We start from the raw sequence: 17,345 nt of genomic DNA on the forward strand, positions 1-17,345 counted from the left end.
CACGGGGTGTGGGGGGTTCCTACGCTGGAGGCGATAATAAGGTTATATATTATCTGGAAACTGTATTATTATCCACCTAACATAGTGGCTTGGGGCACAGTATGCGTGAGAAAAACTCGCCAAACGCACCCCACGAGCACCTATACATCACCTATATATGAGGTAAAACTCTTTCCACGCAGCCCGGTATTCCGCTATATGGCACGGCGCAAGGACTTACACGGCGCCGGCACCCAACACAGCGCGGGCGCATCCCTGCAGGCCGACCAGTGCCCGCCGAAACCAGTCGTCACGACCCCCGCCGTCACGAAGCCAACCACCGAGAAAACCCAGACTCGATACACTAGAGGGGTGACTACAGAGAACAAAACCCTCCTGCTCATTGACGGACACTCCCTCGCCCTACGCTCCTTCTTCGGCATCTACACCATGGCCGAAAAGACCGGACAGCACATCTTCGTGCGCAGCGACGGCCAGCACACCGAAGCCGTCCACGCCTTCCTCTCCACCCTGCTGAGCATCATCAAAGACAACCAGCCCAGCCACATCGCCGTAGCCTTCGACCTGCCCGGCGGCACCTTCCGCACCGCTGAATACGGCGAATACAAGGGCGGCCGCAACGCCATCCCCGAAGCCTTCAACGGCCAGATCGACCTCATCAAAAAGATGCTCGGCGCGCTCAACATCCCCGCGCTCACCTACGAAAACTACGAAGCCGACGACATCGTCGCAACCCTCACCCGCCGCGGCACCGAAGCCGGCTACAAGGTCCTCATCCTCTCCGGCGACCGCGACATCTTCCAGCTCGTCACCGACGACGTCACCCTGCTCTACCCGGTCACCACCGGCCCCTCCAAGGGTATTCAGCGCATGGACCCCGCCGCCGTCGAAAAGAAAACCAAAGTACCCCCGCACATGTACCCCGACCTCGCCGCCCTCACCGGCGAACAGGCGGACAACCTGCCCGGCGTACCCGGCGTGGGCCCCGGCTTTGCCGCCAAGTGGCTCGGCGAGTACGGCTCCCTGCAGGGCGTGCTCGACAACCGCGACAAGATCGGTGGTAAGAAGGGAGAGGCGCTGCGCGAGAACGTGGATAACGTGGTGCGCAACCGCCGCCTCAACCAGCTCGTCAACGACCTCGACCTGGACGTCACCCTCGAAGACACCGCCTTCACCCCCGACCTGGACGCGCTGAACGCCTTCTTCGACGAGGTGGAGTTCCGCACCATCCGCAAGCGCGCCGCTGACACCCTCGGCCCCATCGTGCGCGCCGCCGGAACCGCAGGCTCTGCAAGCTCCGCCGCAGAAGCAGGGGAGGAGGGTGCCACCAAGAAGGCACCCACCGGCCCCGTCTACGCACCCATTGCCACCAGCGCACCCACCAAAAACGCAGACGCAGCAGCATTCCGCGCCTTCTGCGCCGCCGCAGCCGAAGAAAACTACGGCAACGACGAACAGGGTGCGCCCATCGCCGTACCCGAACGCCTCGAAGGCGCCGTGACCCTCTACCCGGTCACCAACCTGCCCGTAGCACGCCCCGCCATCGGCGACGCACCCGCCGTCAAGGTCACCAAAACCAAAATCCGCGCCGCCGAAGAAAACCCCGAACTGCTCGGCGTGCTCCTCACCAGCAAGAACACCAGCCTCTGGATCGATACCCGCACCATCGACCCGGAACTCGACGCCGCCCTCGCCGCCTGGCTCTCCGACGAAGCAGCCCGCAAAATCGTCATGGACCTCAAAGTCCAGCGCAAACTCCTGCGCGCCTACGGCTACGAACTCGCCGGCGCCGTCGAAGACCCCGCACTGTCCTCCTACATGTGCGGTTTCATCCCCACCGCAACCCGCAAGCTCTTCTCCGAACGCATGGAAGACCTCGCCGAACGCTACCTCTGGATCCCCAAGGACCCCTACGCGCAGCTCGTCTTCCAGCCCGAAGAAGAAGAGGCAGAACCCTCCCTCTTCAGCCTGCCCGGCGAAGCCGAACCCGTCGAAAACCTGCGCTACTTCACGCAGATCAGCCGCATCATCCACGAACTCGCGCGCCTGTTGCACTTCGAAATGGAAGAACACGGCCAGCTGAAGGTCTACGAAGAAATCGAACTGCCGCTACTCTACGTCCTCGCAGACATGGAGCAGGCAGGCATCGCCGTCTCCGACGCGCTCCTTGCCGAACTGCACGACACCTTCTCCGCACGCGCTAGCCAGGCACAGGACGCCGCACGCACCATCATCGGCGACACCGTCCAAACCGACGACGGCGAAGAACCCCTCAACCTCGCCTCCGTCAAACAGCTGCAGACCGTGCTCTTCGACAAGCTCGCCCTGCCGCACACCCGCAAAATCAAATCCGGCTACTCCACCGACGCCGAATCCGTCACCGAACTGCTCACCAAAATCTCCCCGGAGTCCGACGGTGCCGCATTCCTCGGTGCGCTCGCCGCCTACCGCGACAACATCAAACTCGTACAGACCGTCGAAGGCCTGCAGAAAGCAGCCGCCGACGACGGACGCGTGCACACCACCTTCCAGCAGGGTGCCGCCTCCACCGGTCGACTCTCTTCGACCGCGCCGAACCTGCAGAACATCCCGATCCGCACCGAAGAAGGCCGCCGCATTCGTGGCGCCTTCATCGTCGCGCCCGCACCCGTCGACGGTGTGGAGTACGAGGGCCTGCTCACCGCCGACTACTCGCAGATTGAAATGCGCATCATGGTGCACCTTGCCGCCGACGAGAAGCTCATCGCCGCTTACGAGGCGGGGGAGGACCTGCACCGCTACGTCGGCTCCGAAGTCTTCGGCGTAGCCCCCGAGGACGTCACCCCCGAGCAGCGCTCCAAGGTGAAGGCAATGTCCTACGGCCTGGCATACGGCCTCTCGCGCTTCGGCCTCGCCAAGCAGCTGAACATCAGCTCCGACGAGGCGGGCGAGCTGCGCACCAACTACTTCAAGCGCTTCGGACGCGTGGGCCGCTTCCTGCGCGGCGTGCTCAAGCAAGCACACCAGGACGGCTACACCGAAACCATTTTCGGCCGCCGCCGCGTGCTACCCGACCTGGACTCTCCCAACCGTGTGCGCCGCGAAGCCGCCGAACGCGCCGCCCTCAACGCCCCCATTCAGGGAACCGCCGCGGACATCATCAAGATCGCCATGATCAACATTCACCGCCGCCTGCGCGAAGAGGGCCTGAAGACCCGTATGCTGCTGCAGGTGCACGACGAAATCATCCTCGAAGTCGCCACCGGTGAGCGTGAAGCCGCCGAACGCGTGCTGGTCGAGGAGATGAGCGGTGCCGCCTCCCTGCGTGTTCCTCTGGATGTGCAGGTCGGCTGGGGCAAGTCTTGGCAGGAGGCGGGCCACTAGGCTCGTTTCTTCCGTTTGGCTCCGCTTGGAAAGACGGTTATCGTCCTCGTTCCTACAGGTAGGGGGTGGGTGGGTACGCTATACCCTTCCTTCGCTCCTGCAGGGGAACCCACCCTCTCGGGTGCTCTCCGCAGCGAAGCAAGGAGAGAGCGGAGCGCCCGAGAGGGTGGGTTCCCCTGTAGGAGCGTAGGAAGGTGCGCACCGGTCGCATCCTTGGGTGGGGAGAGGAACGAGGACGGGCGCCGTCCCCTCCGCAAACCACAACGTAAACCACAAGTTCAAAACCGCAAATAAGTACGGGAATCCCGGGCGCGTAACCATTGACGACACGCCCGGGATTCCCGTACACTATTAATCGCGTGTACCAACGTACGGGTTTTCTATGCTCTTTTTTCTCCTTAAGAAAACGGGGAGAAAACGGGCACAGACCGCTCGCACACCCTGCTGAGAGCATCTGCTTCCGGTGGGTGGTACACATTGTAAGTATCCGTCAGCTCGACGTTTCCTCACCCCGTTCAAAGGCGTTAGCGGCCCTATGCCGTGCGCGCCGGGGTGAAAAAGTGAGCCGGTCGGCGCCTCCACTCGGGGGTGTTGAACGGCGAACCGGCAGCGTCGACCTATTAGAAATCCAATTGGAGCCCTCACTACATGAGCACCAACATCCCTCAGGTCGCAATCAACGACATCGGCGACGAGCAGGCATTCCTCGAGGCAGTCGAGAAGACCATCAAGGTCTTCAACGACGGCGATCTCGTCTCCGGCCAGGTCGTTAAGATCGACCACGATGAGGTTCTGCTCGACATCGGTTACAAGACCGAAGGCGTCATCCCCTCCCGCGAGCTGTCCATCAAGCACGACATCGACCCCTCTGAGGTTGTCGAGCTCGGCTCCGAGGTTGAGGCACTCGTCCTCACCAAGGAGGACAAGGAAGGTCGCCTGATCCTCTCCAAGAAGCGCGCACAGTACGAGCGTGCATGGGGCGACATCGAGAAGGTCAAGGAAAACGACGGCGTCGTTACCGGTACCGTTATCGAGGTTGTCAAGGGTGGCCTTATCCTCGACATCGGTCTGCGTGGCTTCCTGCCCGCATCCCTCGTTGAGATGCGCCGCGTCCGCGACCTCGCACCTTACATCGGTCAGCAGATCGAAGCTAAGATCATCGAGCTGGACAAGAACCGCAACAACGTTGTTCTGTCCCGCCGTGCATACCTGGAAGAGACTCAGTCCGCTGTTCGCTCCTCCTTCCTCAACGAGCTGGAGAAGGGTCAGGTCCGCGAGGGCGTTGTCTCCTCCATCGTCAACTTCGGTGCATTCGTGGACCTGGGTGGCGTGGACGGTCTGGTTCACGTTTCCGAGCTGTCCTGGAAGCACATCGACCACCCGTCCGAGGTTGTCGAGGTTGGCCAGCCCGTTACCGTCGAGGTTCTCGAGGTGGACCTGGACCGCGAGCGCGTGTCCCTGTCCCTCAAGGCAACCCAGGAAGATCCGTGGCAGGCATTTGCTCGCACCCACGCTCTGGGTCAGATTGTTCCCGGCAAGGTCACCAAGCTCGTTCCCTTCGGTGCATTCGTGCGCGTTGAGGACGGCATCGAGGGCCTCGTCCACATCTCCGAGCTGGCAACCCGCCACGTTGATCTGGCTGAGCAGGTCGTCTCCGTTGGTGAAGAGGTCTTCGTTAAGATCATCGACATCGACATGGACCGCCGCCGCATCTCCCTGTCCCTCAAGCAGGCAAACGAGGGCGTTGACCCCAACGCTACCGAGTTTGACCCCGCTCTGTACGGCATGGCTGCAGAGTACGACGAGGCTGGCAACTACAAGTACCCCGAGGGCTTCGACCCCGAGGCTAACGAGTGGCTGGAAGGCTTCGACGCACAGCGCGAGGCTTGGGAAGCACAGTACGCAGAGGCACAGGCTCGCTTCGAGGCTCACAAGGTTCAGGTTGCTAAGGCTCTCGAGGCTGACGCAGAGGCTGCAGCAGCAGCTCCCGCAGCAGCTGAGCCCGCACCGACCTCTTACTCCTCCGAGGAGCCCGCTTCCGCAGGTACCCTCGCATCGGATGAGGCACTGGCTGAGCTCCGCAAGAAGCTGACCGGCAACTAATCTGCCGCTCAGATGAGCACTCATCAGGCGTAATAGCCGATAGGTAACCCCCCGCGTGGGGTGCCTAGAGCAGAGGAACCCCCTCACCTCCCGTTTGGGAGGTGAGGGGGTTCTTTGCGTTATTGGGGGCCGGGTGAGTCGGGGTTGGGGGACGTTGGGAGCCGGGGTACGTGCCCGGTGTTGCTGTGCTCTGTATTGCTGCGCCCCGTGTTGCTGGGGAGGATTTTAGGCGGCGGTCATCTGCTCCCAGACGGCGCGCACCTGCTCGGCGGTTTCCTCCAGCGAGCCGCCATTATCGATAATCCAGGTTGCGACCGCCTCACGCTGCTCGTCGGTTGCCTGCGCGGCGATGCGGGCGCGCGCATCCTCCTCACTCATGCCGCGTGAAGATACGAGGCGCTGCAGGCGAGTCGCCAGGGGAGTGCGCACCACGACCACGCCCTCAAAAGCGGACGGGTCGCCGGTCTCCACGAGCAGAGGAATATCCTCCAGCACCACGCCGCTAAAACCGGGTTCGGACTGCGCCTGCTCCACCAGCTGTGCGGCACGCTCACGAATAGCGGGATGCACAATTGCGTTCAGACGCAGGCGCGCCTGCTCATCATTGAACACGATACGCGCCAGGGCGGGGCGGTTGAGGCGGCCGTCCTCATCGAGCAGATGCTCACCGAACTCCGCGACCGTGCGGGCGAGCACCGCCTCGCCGGGCTCCATGAGGGAGCGGGAGATAGCGTCCGCATCCACCAGGAACGCGCCCTGCTCAACGAAGAGGGAGGCGATGGTGCTCTTGCCGCTGCCGATACCGCCGGTGAGGGCGTAACGGCGCAGGGCAGTGGAGGCGGGGGAAGAAGGCTGGGACATGGACGGTGCTCCTGACGGGCTGTGCCACAATAGATAGGTACTGATTAGAGGAGGACACATGCAGGAAGAAACTCGCGCCAACCGATACCTTGTGCCGCGCGGCGATGAGCCCTATGAGAGCCTCCTCGAAATTAAGCGTAGCGAATTTATCGGTCACATCAAGCGCGTGAGTACCGTTGAGGAGGCGCGCGCCTACATTGAGTCGGTGCGCAAGACCTACCACGATGCCCGCCACGTGTGTTCGGCGTTCATTATTGGTGCTGACCGCGATATTCAGCGTTCCTCCGATGATGGTGAGCCCGCCGGTACCGCCGGTGTGCCGATGATGCAGGCGCTGCTGGCGCGTCAGACCCGCGAGGACGGCACCACCGACCTGTCGGATGTGGTTGCGGTGGTCGTGCGCTATTTCGGTGGCATTAAGCTTGGCGCGGGCGGTTTGGTGCGCGCCTACACTGATTCGGTGGTGCAGACCCTGGATGGTGCGCTATTCGATTCGCGTGAGCGTCTGCGTGTGGGTCAGGTGCCCAGTTCGCATGCGGATGCTGGCCGCCTGGAGAACGAGATTCGTGCCGCCGGTCTGAATGTGCTGGGTACCGAGTACGGTGCGGAGGGTGCCACGATTTCCTTGGGCGTGTTTGACCGCTCGGAGGAGCTGGCGCGTGCCGAGGAGCTGGTGGTGAGCCTGAGTTCCGGTGCGGCGAGTGTGACCTGGGGGGACACGCAGTGGGTGGATTTGCCGGTCTAGGTTACCGCTCCCTATATTCTCGGTCTTAGATTTCCGGTCCCAGATTTTCGGGCTAGAGCGCCTGCCTAAAGCCCCCAAAACCCAAAAGATAGTCCAACCTTAGTTAATAGTTACTCTAACCCTAGTAATTGCCCGCTAAAGCTGATAGCCTAAAAAGCGTTGCGGAACGCACACGCCCCTCCACGGCACGGGCAACGGGTTCATCACCAGCGGTAACCCAGCCCGGCGCCTCCACGAGGAAGCGCGTACGCCCGCACCGACGGGCAGGGCTCAACGCTGACATCTCAGCGCGGAGAACTGGGTACTATCTCAGCGCTGAGGTCCTGATGCTGACGTCTTGAAGCTATAGCCTAGTTACTCAAGGAACGAGGCACAGCTGTATGCCGGTACTATACGAGCCGGCAGGCGGTGGTGTGTGTGCATGAACCATCTGCCGGTAGGCGCTGAGCCCCGCCCGTCACCTTACGAAGAATCAGCTAACGAACGCTCTGAAGAGCGCAAGGTCGTGAAAACGTGACGCAGTCGGGAACCTACCGAGAACAAACAAGCGAACAAGCAGGCAAGAACTCACTGGAGTTTTCCGCGGGCAGCCGCGGCGGTACCGCAACCCTCAACCGCGGGGGAGCGCGCCTCCCCAAGAGGGGCGTAGCCGAACAGCTTGAACCCGCCACCGTCGCCCAGCTGCTCAACGCCTACCGCCAGCAGAACCTCGGCACCCTGCTGGGCGTGCTCACGCAGCGTCCGGCAGAATTTGCCCGCCAGCTTGGAAGGCTCTGCCGCGTCTTCCCCGAACACGTTCAGGCTATCGCCCAGGCGTTCGGCACCGTGGGTCGTGCCCTGCCCATTGACGAGCTGGTGCGCCTGCACAACCGCTACTCCAACGCCGCCCGCGGAGTCGGCGAACACCTCAGCCTGGACAACTCCGGCGTGGCGCACCTGGTGCAGAGCCCAGCACTGAGCCGTGAAGGGGCGGGTCACCTGCTCATGGCGGTTGAGCTCTGCCTCGCCGGCAGGATGCGCGGGCTCACCATCGCCATGCCCTCCACCGAGGCGTTCACCCAGGCTGAGCAGGCACCGAGCCTCGGATCCTGCAACCCCGCCCTGGACGGCGCCCTCAACGCGTTCGAACCGGCAGGCTGGGAACCGTTCCCCCTGGACGGCAGTGAGGTGCTGCTCGCGACCGGTGTGCGCGATGTGCCCGACGGCTACGAGCTGTCCCTTTGGCTCCTCGACGACGACTACCGGTGCCGTGCCCGCGTGGAGCGAGGCGCCCCGCAGGTGTGCGTGGCAAGCTTCTACGACGAGGAAGTCATCACCCGAACCGTAGAAGAAACCGGGTCGGGTGAGGCGGGCCTGGTCGAGAACTACCGCGTGGAAGAGTACGCGGAACTGGACTTCCTCAACGCGATGGACCGGCAGGTGCGCTACGTGGCGGTCACCGCCGCCGTGGGGGAGCCGCTGCTGGCGGCGCTGAACGAGAAGAGCGCGGTGCCGAATAGCATCCCCGACCCGGCGGCTTTTGCGAACGGTGCGGGCGCCTCCCGGTTTGAGGGGAGTATCTGCCCGGATATCCGCACCGCCGCCGTGGTAGGTAAGGGGTTGCGCACCGTCAGCCACCGCGGCATGCTGCCGGTGTTGGGTGTGCCGAACCGTACCGTGTGCGCGGTCATTGACCTATACAAGCAGCGCATCTGCGTGCCCGGCGTGGGTATTCCGCGCGGGCTGAGCGTGGAGGATGAAGAGCTCACCATGCAGCTGATTTTGAGCGCCTTGAACGGGTACCTTCCGTTGACGAACCGGGCGCTGATGAGCCTCGCCGGTGCCAACGTGGAGGTACGCTAACAACCGCATCCTCGAACACACCACGCACCCATAAAAATACCGCCCGGAACCAGACACGGTTCCGGGCGGTATGTGCACACAGGAATAGAGAGAAGAAGAGTGAAAATCCTGGGGGTAGCTACAAAACTAGCGAACTAGCGAGCTACAGGACTACTTTGCGGGGCCCTGGCCGTTGATGATGCGCTGAGCCTCATCCTCGGTCAGGTTGTAGCCGTAGAAGGTCGAGTAGAACCCGCGGGTCTCCTTGACCAGGTCAACATCGGAGAACTTCTCGGGGTGGAACAGCTTAGCGGCCCACAGAATCTGCAGAGCCTCCTCAGCGGAGTAGCGGTCCCAGTTGAAGGTACCCACGGGGTTCTTGATGATCTTGTCGTTCTTGACGGCGGGGACGTCCTTCCACGCGGCGTCAGCCTTGATGGCGTCGACACCCTTCTGAGCGTCCGAGCCGCCGATGATGATGACGTCGGGCTGAGAAGCGATGATCTGCTCGATCGAGACGTTCTTCAGGTTCTCCACACCATCGAGGGAGTTGGTGGCGCCCGCCAGCTTCATCCACTCACCAATCAGGGACTTGGAGCCGTCCACCTTGGTCAGGTCGGAGCCGCCGGAGATGTGCAGAACCTTCGGGTTCTCCTTGACGTCCTTCAGGCGTTCCTTGATGAGGTTCTCGTTCTTCTCCAGGTATGCCAGGTACTTGTTGGCGCGGTCGATGGCGTCGTTGGTGCCGATAACCTCGGCGGTCAGCTCAACGGTACGCTTCAGGTCAGCGAAGTTCTGGAACTCAACGTGCACGGAGGGGATGTCGGCTGCGGAGGTCTTGGAAATCTGGTCCTTCGAGGAAGCCAGCACAACGTCCGGCTTATCAGCCAGCAGCTGCTCCATGTTCACGTCGGTGCCCTTCACAGGGGCGTCGACCTTCTCAATGCCGGGGTAAACCTGCTTGAACCACTCGAGGGACTTCACCGCGGTGGTGGTTGCGGACAGCTTGTCGGCACCGCCCAGCAACAGAACGATCTGGTTGTTAGCGTGCCACAGGTCAGCGATGCGCTCGGGGTGGGTCGGGACGGTGACCTCCTTGCCATCAATGTCCTTGATGACCTTGGTGCCGTCACCGTTGTCCTTCACGAAGAAGCTAGTGTGCTTCTGCTCGGAGCTGCTCGATGCCGAAGCTGAAACCGAGGAGGAAGCAGCTGCGGAGGAGGACGACGAGGAAGCAGTGTTTGCGGCACCGCAACCGGTCAGAGCTGCCAGTAGCAGAGAGGTGGTCAGCGCGAGGCCCGAGTGGAACTTCGTAATCTTCATGGTGTGTCTTTCTTTGGTATACAACGGATAGTTGACGAATAACCCGGCGGCGGTTCGGAGAAGCGGCGCTCTAGGGATGCGCCGCCACAGCGGATGCGGCACCTCTACCGCATCTTTTGTGTCCAGTCCGAACCACCACCGGAAGACTAGGGGTTGTGGATTCTCAGGTATCGAGGCTCGTCATGTGCACGCTGGAGCGACCCAGCTCGGGGGAGTAGGTCACCGTCAGGTCGGTGTTGAAGGTGCGCGAGAGAACCTTGCTCGTGAGCACCTCGGAGGCGCGGCCCGTCAAAAGCTGAGCTGGCGCATCTGCAGGTACCTCCGGCGCTGCGTTTGGCACGGTATCGGGCATATCGCGCGCACCAAGCAGGGCGACGGTCGCATCCAGCATGAGGGCGTGATCCGGGTTGTGGGTCGTGAAGATGACCCCGTACCCGGCATCGCGCAGCTGCCGAATCTTCCGCAGAACCTTCGCCTGATTCGCAACGTCCAGGGCGCTCGTCGGCTCGTCCAGAACGATGAGCGGGGCGTCTTGCACCAGGGTTCGGGCAATACCCACCTGCTGACGCTGACCACCCGACAGCTCATCCAATGGGGAGTGCGCCAGGTCGAGCAGCCCCAGCTCCTCCATTACGGTGTGCACCTGCTCACGGTCACGGCGTGAGGGCGAAGAGAACAACCCAATATAGGGTGCGCGGCCCATCAGCAGGTACTCGGTCACGGTGTAGGAGATGCCGCGACCCTCCATCTGGGGAAGGTAGGCGATGCGGCGGGCACGCTCAGTCGCGGTCAAAGAATCCAGCGGCTCACCGCCCAGGTGAATGCTGCCCTCGGTGAGCGAATTTAAACCAATCAGGCAGTTCAACAGGGTGGACTTACCCACACCGTTGCGACCCAGAATGGCGAGGACCTCACCGCGTCGCACCTGCAGGTTCACGTTGCGGAAAATCCAGCGGCTGGAGCGATGCCCGGAACGGTGCAGACCAGTGCTGCGGCGATTGATGCGCCCGCCCCGGTGACCGTAACGGAAGCCCGCATCGTCCAGGTGTAGCAGAACCTCTGCGCTCGCATCCGTGCGCTGCTGAGTATTGGGAATGGAAGGCGACATTACTTCACCCGAACCTTTCCAAGCAGCAGCAGCGCCACGTACAGGGGCGTGCCAATGAAGCCGGTCAGTACGCTCAGAGGAACCTCCGCACTGGTGAGGCTACGTGCCAGGGTATCGACGAACATCATGAACGAAGCACCCATCAGAATGGACAGCGGCATGAGCTTGGTCGTGTCACTACCGACCAGCAGGCGGCACAGGTGCGGAATGACCAGGCCAACCCAAGAAATCGGGCCGCCAATACACACGCTGGTCGCGGTGACCAGGGTTGCCAGCAGAATGGTGATACCGCGGGTGCGGGTCAGGTTAATGCCGAGGGTGCGTGCTTCATCGTCACCGAGCGAGAGGATATTGATGCGCCAACGCATCGCCAGGAGCAGCAGGATGCAGGGCACCGCCACCAGCGCAAACTGTGTGAGTGCTTCCGCGCGTACGTCCTGCAGGGAGCCCATCTGCCAGAACACGATTTGCGCCAGCTGAGTTTCAGGGTTCGCAATGAACTTCAACGCACCCAGCGCGGCGGTGCCAAAGCCACCCACAATCACGCCGGAGAGCACCAGCATGAGCGTGGACTGATTCTTGAGCAGGCGCGGAATGCTCACGGTCAGTAGTACCGCCACGAGACCGCCGGCGAGGGCAGAACCCTGAATGGCGATGCTCGTGCCCACACCCAGCAGAATGGCGGAGGCGGCACCCACCGACGCGCCCTGTGAAACACCCAGCAGGTACGGGGAGACCAACGGGTTACGGAAGACCGCCTGGAAGGTGGCGCCCGCAATGGCGAGGGCTGCACCGATGAGCCCGGCGGCGAGCAGACGCGGAATACGTACGGTCAGTAGCATGTTTTCGGCGGGCTTGTAGACCTTCAGGTCCATGCCGAACCAGTTCTTGCCGAGGATACGGAAGAGCTCGTCCAGTTCGACCGGGTACCTGCCGGTGATGAGTGAGAGATAGGTGACGCCCAGCAGAATGGCGAGGGCGATGAGCAGAATCAGCGGGTACGAGGACGCGAAGAGGGTGCTACGATGCTCGGTTTTGGTAGCTAAGGTGGCAACCGGCGCGCCGGTGGGGTTCGCCTCCGGGTTCGCTTCTGTGGATTCGTTCGGGGTTGCCTGTGAAGCTGTCTCCGTGGTCGTGCTCATGGAGTCCTTCCGTGCGCTCTTGTGGTCCCGTTCTGTCTGCGTGTGTGCTCTAAACATATGTGAGCCACATCAAAGAGGCAAAGGGGGTGAGTGCAGAGCGCCCGTCATAAGTCTTTATGTGTTGCCGCTTATCTTCTGCGGTGCGGCACCCGTAAGTGGCGGCGGCTGTGGGGGAGGGCGGCCACCCCTAAGAGCGCTGTTCCTAAGAGCACCGTCATCGTGCGGGAGAATGCTCCCGCTCGCCTCCTGCCCGGTAGCGCAGATGAACCAGTCGAATACCCCTTATCTTTTGCGTCCTTTCTTTTATGAACTTGGGCACTTTCATGGTGATGGCTTGTTACCTGTCGTGTCTGGACTATTGCGCGTCATCGTATTGCGCCAGCAGAAAAGGGCGACCAATCCTGAGGCGCATTGGGCGGCTTTCCCCTAGGATGGATACATGAGTTACGCACCCGAAATTAACCGCATCGTCGCCCCCTTTGAAGTGGTCAGCCCCTTCCAGCCTGCCGGTGATCAGCCGAAGGCTATCGCCGAGCTCACCGAGCGTGTGCAGAACGGTGAGAAAGACATTGTGCTGATGGGCGCTACCGGTACCGGTAAGTCCGCGACCGCAGCCTGGCTGATTGAGGCGGTGCAGCGTCCGACTCTGGTGCTCGTGCAGAATAAGACTCTGGCGGCGCAGCTGGCGAATGAGCTGCGCGAGCTGCTGCCGAATAATGCGGTGGAGTATTTCGTCTCGTACTACGACTACTACCAGCCTGAGGCGTACGTGCCGCAGACCGATACGTTTATTGAGAAGGACTCCTCCATCAATGAGGAGGTGGAGCGTCTGCGCCACTCGGCGACGAACTCCCTGCTGACTCGCCGCGACGTGGTGGTGGTTTCGACCGTGTCCTGCATTTATGGTCTGGGCACGCCCGAGGAGTACATTAAGCAGATGGTGACTTTGCGTCGCGGTGAGGAGATTGACCGCGACGAGCTGCTGCGCCAGTTCGTGGCGATGCAGTACGCGCGTAACGACATGGACTTTCACCGCGGCACGTTCCGTGTGCGCGGCGATACCGTCGAAATCATCCCCATGTACGAGGAGAACGCGATCCGCATCGAGTTCTTCGGTGATGAGATTGAGGCGATTTACACCCTGCACCCGCTGACCGGCGAGGTAATTCGCGAGGAAGAAGAAATGTATGTCTTCCCCGCAAGCCACTACGTTGCCGGCCCGGAGCGCATGGCGAAGGCTATTACCTCCATTGAGGATGAGCTGCGCGAGCGCCTGCAGACCCTCGAATCCCAGGGCAAGTTGCTGGAGGCGCAGCGTCTGCGCATGCGCACCACCTATGATCTGGAAATGATGGAGCAGATGGGCTTCTGCAATGGCATTGAGAACTACTCGCGCCATATTGACGGTCGTGCCGCAGGCAGTGCCCCGAACTGTCTGCTGGATTATTTCCCGGATGATTTCCTGCTGATTATTGACGAGTCGCACGTGACGGTCCCGCAGATTGGTGCCATGTACGAGGGTGATATGTCCCGTAAACGCACCCTGGTAGAGCACGGTTTCCGTCTGCCCTCGGCGATGGATAACCGCCCGCTGAAGTGGGAGGAGTTCCTGGAGCGTATCGGTCAGACGATTTACCTTTCGGCGACCCCCGGTAAGTATGAGCTGTCGCAGGCTGATGGTTATGTGGAGCAGATTATTCGCCCGACCGGTCTGATTGACCCGGAGATTGTGGTCAAGCCGACCAAGGGTCAGATTGATGATTTGCTCGAGGAGATTCGCGTGCGCGTTGAGCGTGATGAGCGTGTGCTGGTCACGACCCTCACCAAGCGCATGGCGGAGGATTTGACCGAGTACCTGCTGCAGCATGGCGTGAAGGTGCAGTATCTGCACTCTGACGTTGACACGTTGCGCCGTGTGGAGCTTCTGCGTGAGCTGCGCCTGGGTACCTTTGATGTGCTGGTTGGTATTAACCTGCTGCGTGAGGGCCTGGATCTGCCCGAGGTGTCCCTGGTTGCGATTCTGGATGCCGATAAGGAAGGCTTCCTGCGTTCGACCACTTCGCTGATTCAGACCATTGGTCGTGCGGCGCGTAATGTGTCCGGTCAGGTGCACATGTACGCCGATAAGATTACGGATTCTATGCGCGTGGCGATTGATGAGACGAACCGCCGCCGCGAGATTCAGCAGGCGTACAACCGTGAGCACGGCATTGACCCGCAGCCTCTGCGGAAGAAGATTGCCGATATTACGGATGTTCTCGCCCGCGAGGAAGAGGACACCCGCGAGCTTCTGCAGCAGCGTAAGAGCGGTAAGAAGGGCGCCCGCACGGTGAGCGCGGGTGCGAAGACCGGTTCTGCGACCTCGTCGAAGATTGCCACGAGCACCCCGGAGTCGGAGGAGCTTCTCGCCCGTGCGGAGGCGCGCGTTCGTGCGGACGGCCTGGCGGCGGCACCCGCTGAGGACCTGCTGGATTTGATTGAGCAGATGAACGAGCAGATGCGTGTGGCGGCGGAGAACCTGCAGTTTGAGTTGGCGGCGCGTCTGCGTGATGAGCTTGCCGATTTGAAGAAGGAGCTGCGCCTGATGAAGGAGGCGGGTCACGCCTAAGCCCGGTGTTCTAGCCCGGCGTTTAGGGGCCGACGTGGGTTTTTCGCCATGAGGTAACTCATTGTTCATGAAGTTCTACTGAGTGCAGATACATGCTGTACACTATCAAGGTGTTTTACGTGTCAAATAAAACCTTGATGCTTCCGAATGATAAAGAAAAATCTGTGACTATTTCGAATAACTCCTCAGACGCACACACCATGGGAGCTCGTTCCGTTACCCGCCGCAACCTCACCCGCGGCGCGCTCTGGGCTGTGCCCGCTATTGCCGCCTCCACGGCAGTACCCGCATTCGCTGCCTCGGCTGATGATTGCAAGACGGTACACGGCCCGGACTTCACCCAGGTCGGCGGCTGGATGATCACCAACCCCGCCAGTGGCGCCCTGCAATCGCGCACCAAGAACAAGCCCGTGACTGCGCCGGAGACCGGTCAGGCGTGGTGGTCCATGGAGAATGCAACCTCACTGAACCCCGCAACGATTCGCCTCATGTCCGTGTACGAGGCGACTCACGGCCCCGAGGGCGACCTCAACCTGAACTGCGGTGAGTTCGTGATGACCTACAACGTCTCCGCCCTGGAGGCGACGACCGGCACCACGCACCTGCACCCGTCCATGGACATTTACCTCTTCTCGCCCGAGGGTGAAATCATCGACCGTCAGGTCTTCACGACTGACCCGACCGGCGTGGCAACCGTCATGACCCGCAGCGGTAAGACCCAGACCGTTCAGGGTCAGGTTATTCCGTTTGCGTCGAGCGTGAATGACCGGGCGACCGGCATCTCCGCGCGTTTCGCCCTGCGCGGCAATAAGCTCATGGAAGGCATGTACCAGTTCGAGGCGGTCATTACCGTCCCGACGATTCGTGAGAACGGCAAGCTTGATACGAGCAAGCAGGTGAACGCGATTGCGTTCACCCCGCCGACCTTCAACATGGTTTCCTAAACAGCTGTCTTAATTGAATGAAGCAGTAGCCCTCCCCGGTGAATAGTTCACGGGGAGGGCTACTTTTGTTGGGGTGGGAGCGGAGCGCTACATCTCGCTGTTCTCTAGTTCGCCGTTCTTTAGTTCGGCAGCATCGTAGCGCTCGCGGGCTTCGAGTACCGCCTGCATATTGTCCTGCGCCCAGTGGCGCAGGGCGGTCATTGGCTCAATGAGGGTCGTACCGAGTGCGGTCAGTTCGTAGTCCACGCGCGGCGGAATGGATGCGGTCACGCGGCGTTCCACGAGGCCGTCGCGTTCCATGGAGCGTAGGGTCTGGGTGAGAACTTTGGGGGAGACGCCCTGAATCATCGCCTTGAGTTCGCCGAAGCGGGCGACGGGCTGCTCGGAGAGTGCCGCAACGATGAACGGGGTCCACCGGTCGGTGAGGTGGCGCATGACGGTGCGGGAGGGGCAGACGCTGGCGAGAATGTTGGCGGGCTGGTCGTCCTGCGGGGTGCGGGGGAGTGCGGTGGTGGTCATAGCTGCTGTGTTCTCTGTCCGTTGAGGGGCTGTTTTGCTGTTTTATGGGTGCGCGAGGGGCGCGAAAAATATTTTTAAATATTTTCTCAAAGGCCCTAATAGTTACCTTGAGGTACCCAGTTTCTAATAGATACTATAAAACCATCAAGCGGAACACCGCAAGAGAAACGATAGAAACCACTCCGAAAGGAACCCCTCATGAACATCGCAATCATCGGCGCAACCGGCATGGTCGGCGCACGCACCGCAGCAGAAGCAATCTCCCGCGGCCACCGGGTCGACGCCTACACCCGCTCCGGCAAGGCACCCGAAGGCACTACCGCCCACAGCATCGACCTTGCAGACACCGCGGCACTGGTCGACATCGTCAACAACCACGACGTCACCATCGTCGCCGTCTCTGCAGGTCGCGGCACCTCCGCGCAGCCGGTCATTGACGCGCACCGCGCACTGATCGCGGCAGCACCTACCGGTCGTCTGCTGGTCGTCGGCGGCGCCGGCTCCCTCGAGGACGGCAACGGCAACCGTTTCGTTGACGGCGAAGGCTTCCCCGAAGAGTACAAGCCCGAGGCACAGGCGTTCTCCCAGATTCTCGACGACTACCGCGCATCCGAGGGTCTGAATTGGACCATGCTTTCCCCGGCGTTCGACATTGCACCGGGTGAGCGCACCGGCAAGTACAACACCGCACTGGACACCCCCGCAGGTGCTTCCATTAGCGCCGAGGACTTTGCGGTCGCCCTGATTGACGAGGCGGAAGAGCCCAAGCACGCGGGCCGCCGCTTCACTGTCGCTAACTAATCAGCGC

At 61.6% G+C, this 17,345-nt stretch carries 13 protein-coding genes; 8 read left to right on the forward strand and 5 right to left on the reverse strand.

Features of this window, described 5'->3' with window-relative positions:
* Positions 1 to 351: 351 nt before the first annotated feature.
* On the forward strand, positions 352 to 3,363 hold the full coding sequence (polA, locus tag AB8C10_RS01560; protein WP_368866617.1) for a DNA polymerase I: 3,012 nt from the start codon (positions 352 to 354) through the stop codon (positions 3,361 to 3,363).
* 648 nt (positions 3,364 to 4,011) lie between these two features.
* Positions 4,012 to 5,466, forward strand: coding sequence for a 30S ribosomal protein S1 (gene rpsA, locus AB8C10_RS01565; protein ID WP_005506223.1), 1,455 nt, complete (start codon positions 4,012 to 4,014; stop codon positions 5,464 to 5,466).
* A gap of 225 nt (positions 5,467 to 5,691) precedes the next feature.
* Here the strand turns inward: rpsA and coaE are convergent, their stop codons facing one another.
* Positions 5,692 to 6,327, reverse strand: a complete 636-nt coding sequence (coaE, locus tag AB8C10_RS01570) for a dephospho-CoA kinase (RefSeq protein ID WP_049353143.1) — start codon at positions 6,325 to 6,327, stop codon at positions 5,692 to 5,694.
* Positions 6,328 to 6,385: 58 nt separating this feature from the next.
* Here coaE and AB8C10_RS01575 point away from each other — a divergent pair, with 58 nt between their 5' ends.
* Positions 6,386 to 7,072 carry an IMPACT family protein gene (locus AB8C10_RS01575; RefSeq protein ID WP_049353142.1) on the forward strand — a complete coding sequence of 229 codons (687 nt, stop codon included), beginning with the start codon at positions 6,386 to 6,388 and terminating at the stop codon, positions 7,070 to 7,072.
* A gap of 513 nt (positions 7,073 to 7,585) precedes the next feature.
* On the forward strand, positions 7,586 to 8,914 hold the full coding sequence (locus AB8C10_RS01580) for a 2-oxoglutarate dehydrogenase (RefSeq protein ID WP_368866618.1): 1,329 nt from the start codon (positions 7,586 to 7,588) through the stop codon (positions 8,912 to 8,914).
* Between the two features lie 150 nt (positions 8,915 to 9,064).
* Here the strand turns inward: AB8C10_RS01580 and AB8C10_RS01585 are convergent, their stop codons facing one another.
* The 3 genes from AB8C10_RS01585 to AB8C10_RS01595 all read right to left on the reverse strand — a co-directional run bounded on the left by AB8C10_RS01585 (position 9,065) and on the right by AB8C10_RS01595 (position 12,466).
* Positions 9,065 to 10,216, reverse strand: a complete 1,152-nt coding sequence (locus AB8C10_RS01585) for an ABC transporter substrate-binding protein (RefSeq protein ID WP_368866619.1) — start codon at positions 10,214 to 10,216, stop codon at positions 9,065 to 9,067.
* A gap of 163 nt (positions 10,217 to 10,379) precedes the next feature.
* On the reverse strand, positions 10,380 to 11,324 hold the full coding sequence (locus AB8C10_RS01590; RefSeq protein ID WP_368866620.1) for an ABC transporter ATP-binding protein: 945 nt from the start codon (positions 11,322 to 11,324) through the stop codon (positions 10,380 to 10,382).
* Positions 11,324 to 12,466: a FecCD family ABC transporter permease gene (locus AB8C10_RS01595; protein WP_368866621.1), complete on the reverse strand. Its 1,143-nt coding sequence runs from the start codon at positions 12,464 to 12,466 to the stop codon at positions 11,324 to 11,326. The genes AB8C10_RS01590 and AB8C10_RS01595 overlap by 1 nt, the downstream gene beginning before the upstream one ends.
* Positions 12,467 to 12,728: 262 nt before the next feature.
* Here AB8C10_RS01595 and AB8C10_RS01600 point away from each other — a divergent pair, with 262 nt between their 5' ends.
* From AB8C10_RS01600 to AB8C10_RS01610, 3 genes are all read left to right on the forward strand, one after another.
* On the forward strand, positions 12,729 to 12,896 hold the full coding sequence (locus AB8C10_RS01600) for a hypothetical protein (protein ID WP_168165103.1): 168 nt from the start codon (positions 12,729 to 12,731) through the stop codon (positions 12,894 to 12,896).
* A gap of 9 nt (positions 12,897 to 12,905) precedes the next feature.
* Positions 12,906 to 15,074, forward strand: a complete 2,169-nt coding sequence (gene uvrB / locus AB8C10_RS01605) for an excinuclease ABC subunit UvrB (RefSeq protein ID WP_049354746.1) — start codon at positions 12,906 to 12,908, stop codon at positions 15,072 to 15,074.
* Positions 15,075 to 15,238: 164 nt separating this feature from the next.
* Positions 15,239 to 16,018 (forward strand): ornithinee aminotransferase, encoded by a 780-nt coding sequence (locus tag AB8C10_RS01610; RefSeq protein ID WP_368866622.1) that lies wholly within the window; start codon positions 15,239 to 15,241, stop codon positions 16,016 to 16,018.
* A gap of 87 nt (positions 16,019 to 16,105) precedes the next feature.
* Here the strand turns inward: AB8C10_RS01610 and AB8C10_RS01615 are convergent, their stop codons facing one another.
* Positions 16,106 to 16,537, reverse strand: coding sequence for a winged helix-turn-helix transcriptional regulator (locus AB8C10_RS01615; RefSeq protein ID WP_314074715.1), 432 nt, complete (start codon positions 16,535 to 16,537; stop codon positions 16,106 to 16,108).
* Between the two features lie 198 nt (positions 16,538 to 16,735).
* Here AB8C10_RS01615 and AB8C10_RS01620 point away from each other — a divergent pair, with 198 nt between their 5' ends.
* Entirely contained in the window at positions 16,736 to 17,338 is a 603-nt protein-coding gene (locus tag AB8C10_RS01620; protein ID WP_368866623.1) for an NAD(P)-dependent oxidoreductase, read from the forward strand.
* The last annotated feature ends 7 nt before the right edge of the window (positions 17,339 to 17,345 follow it).

Source organism: Rothia mucilaginosa (assembly GCF_964210535.1).
Taxonomy (GTDB): Bacteria; Actinomycetota; Actinomycetes; order Actinomycetales; family Micrococcaceae; genus Rothia; species Rothia mucilaginosa_F.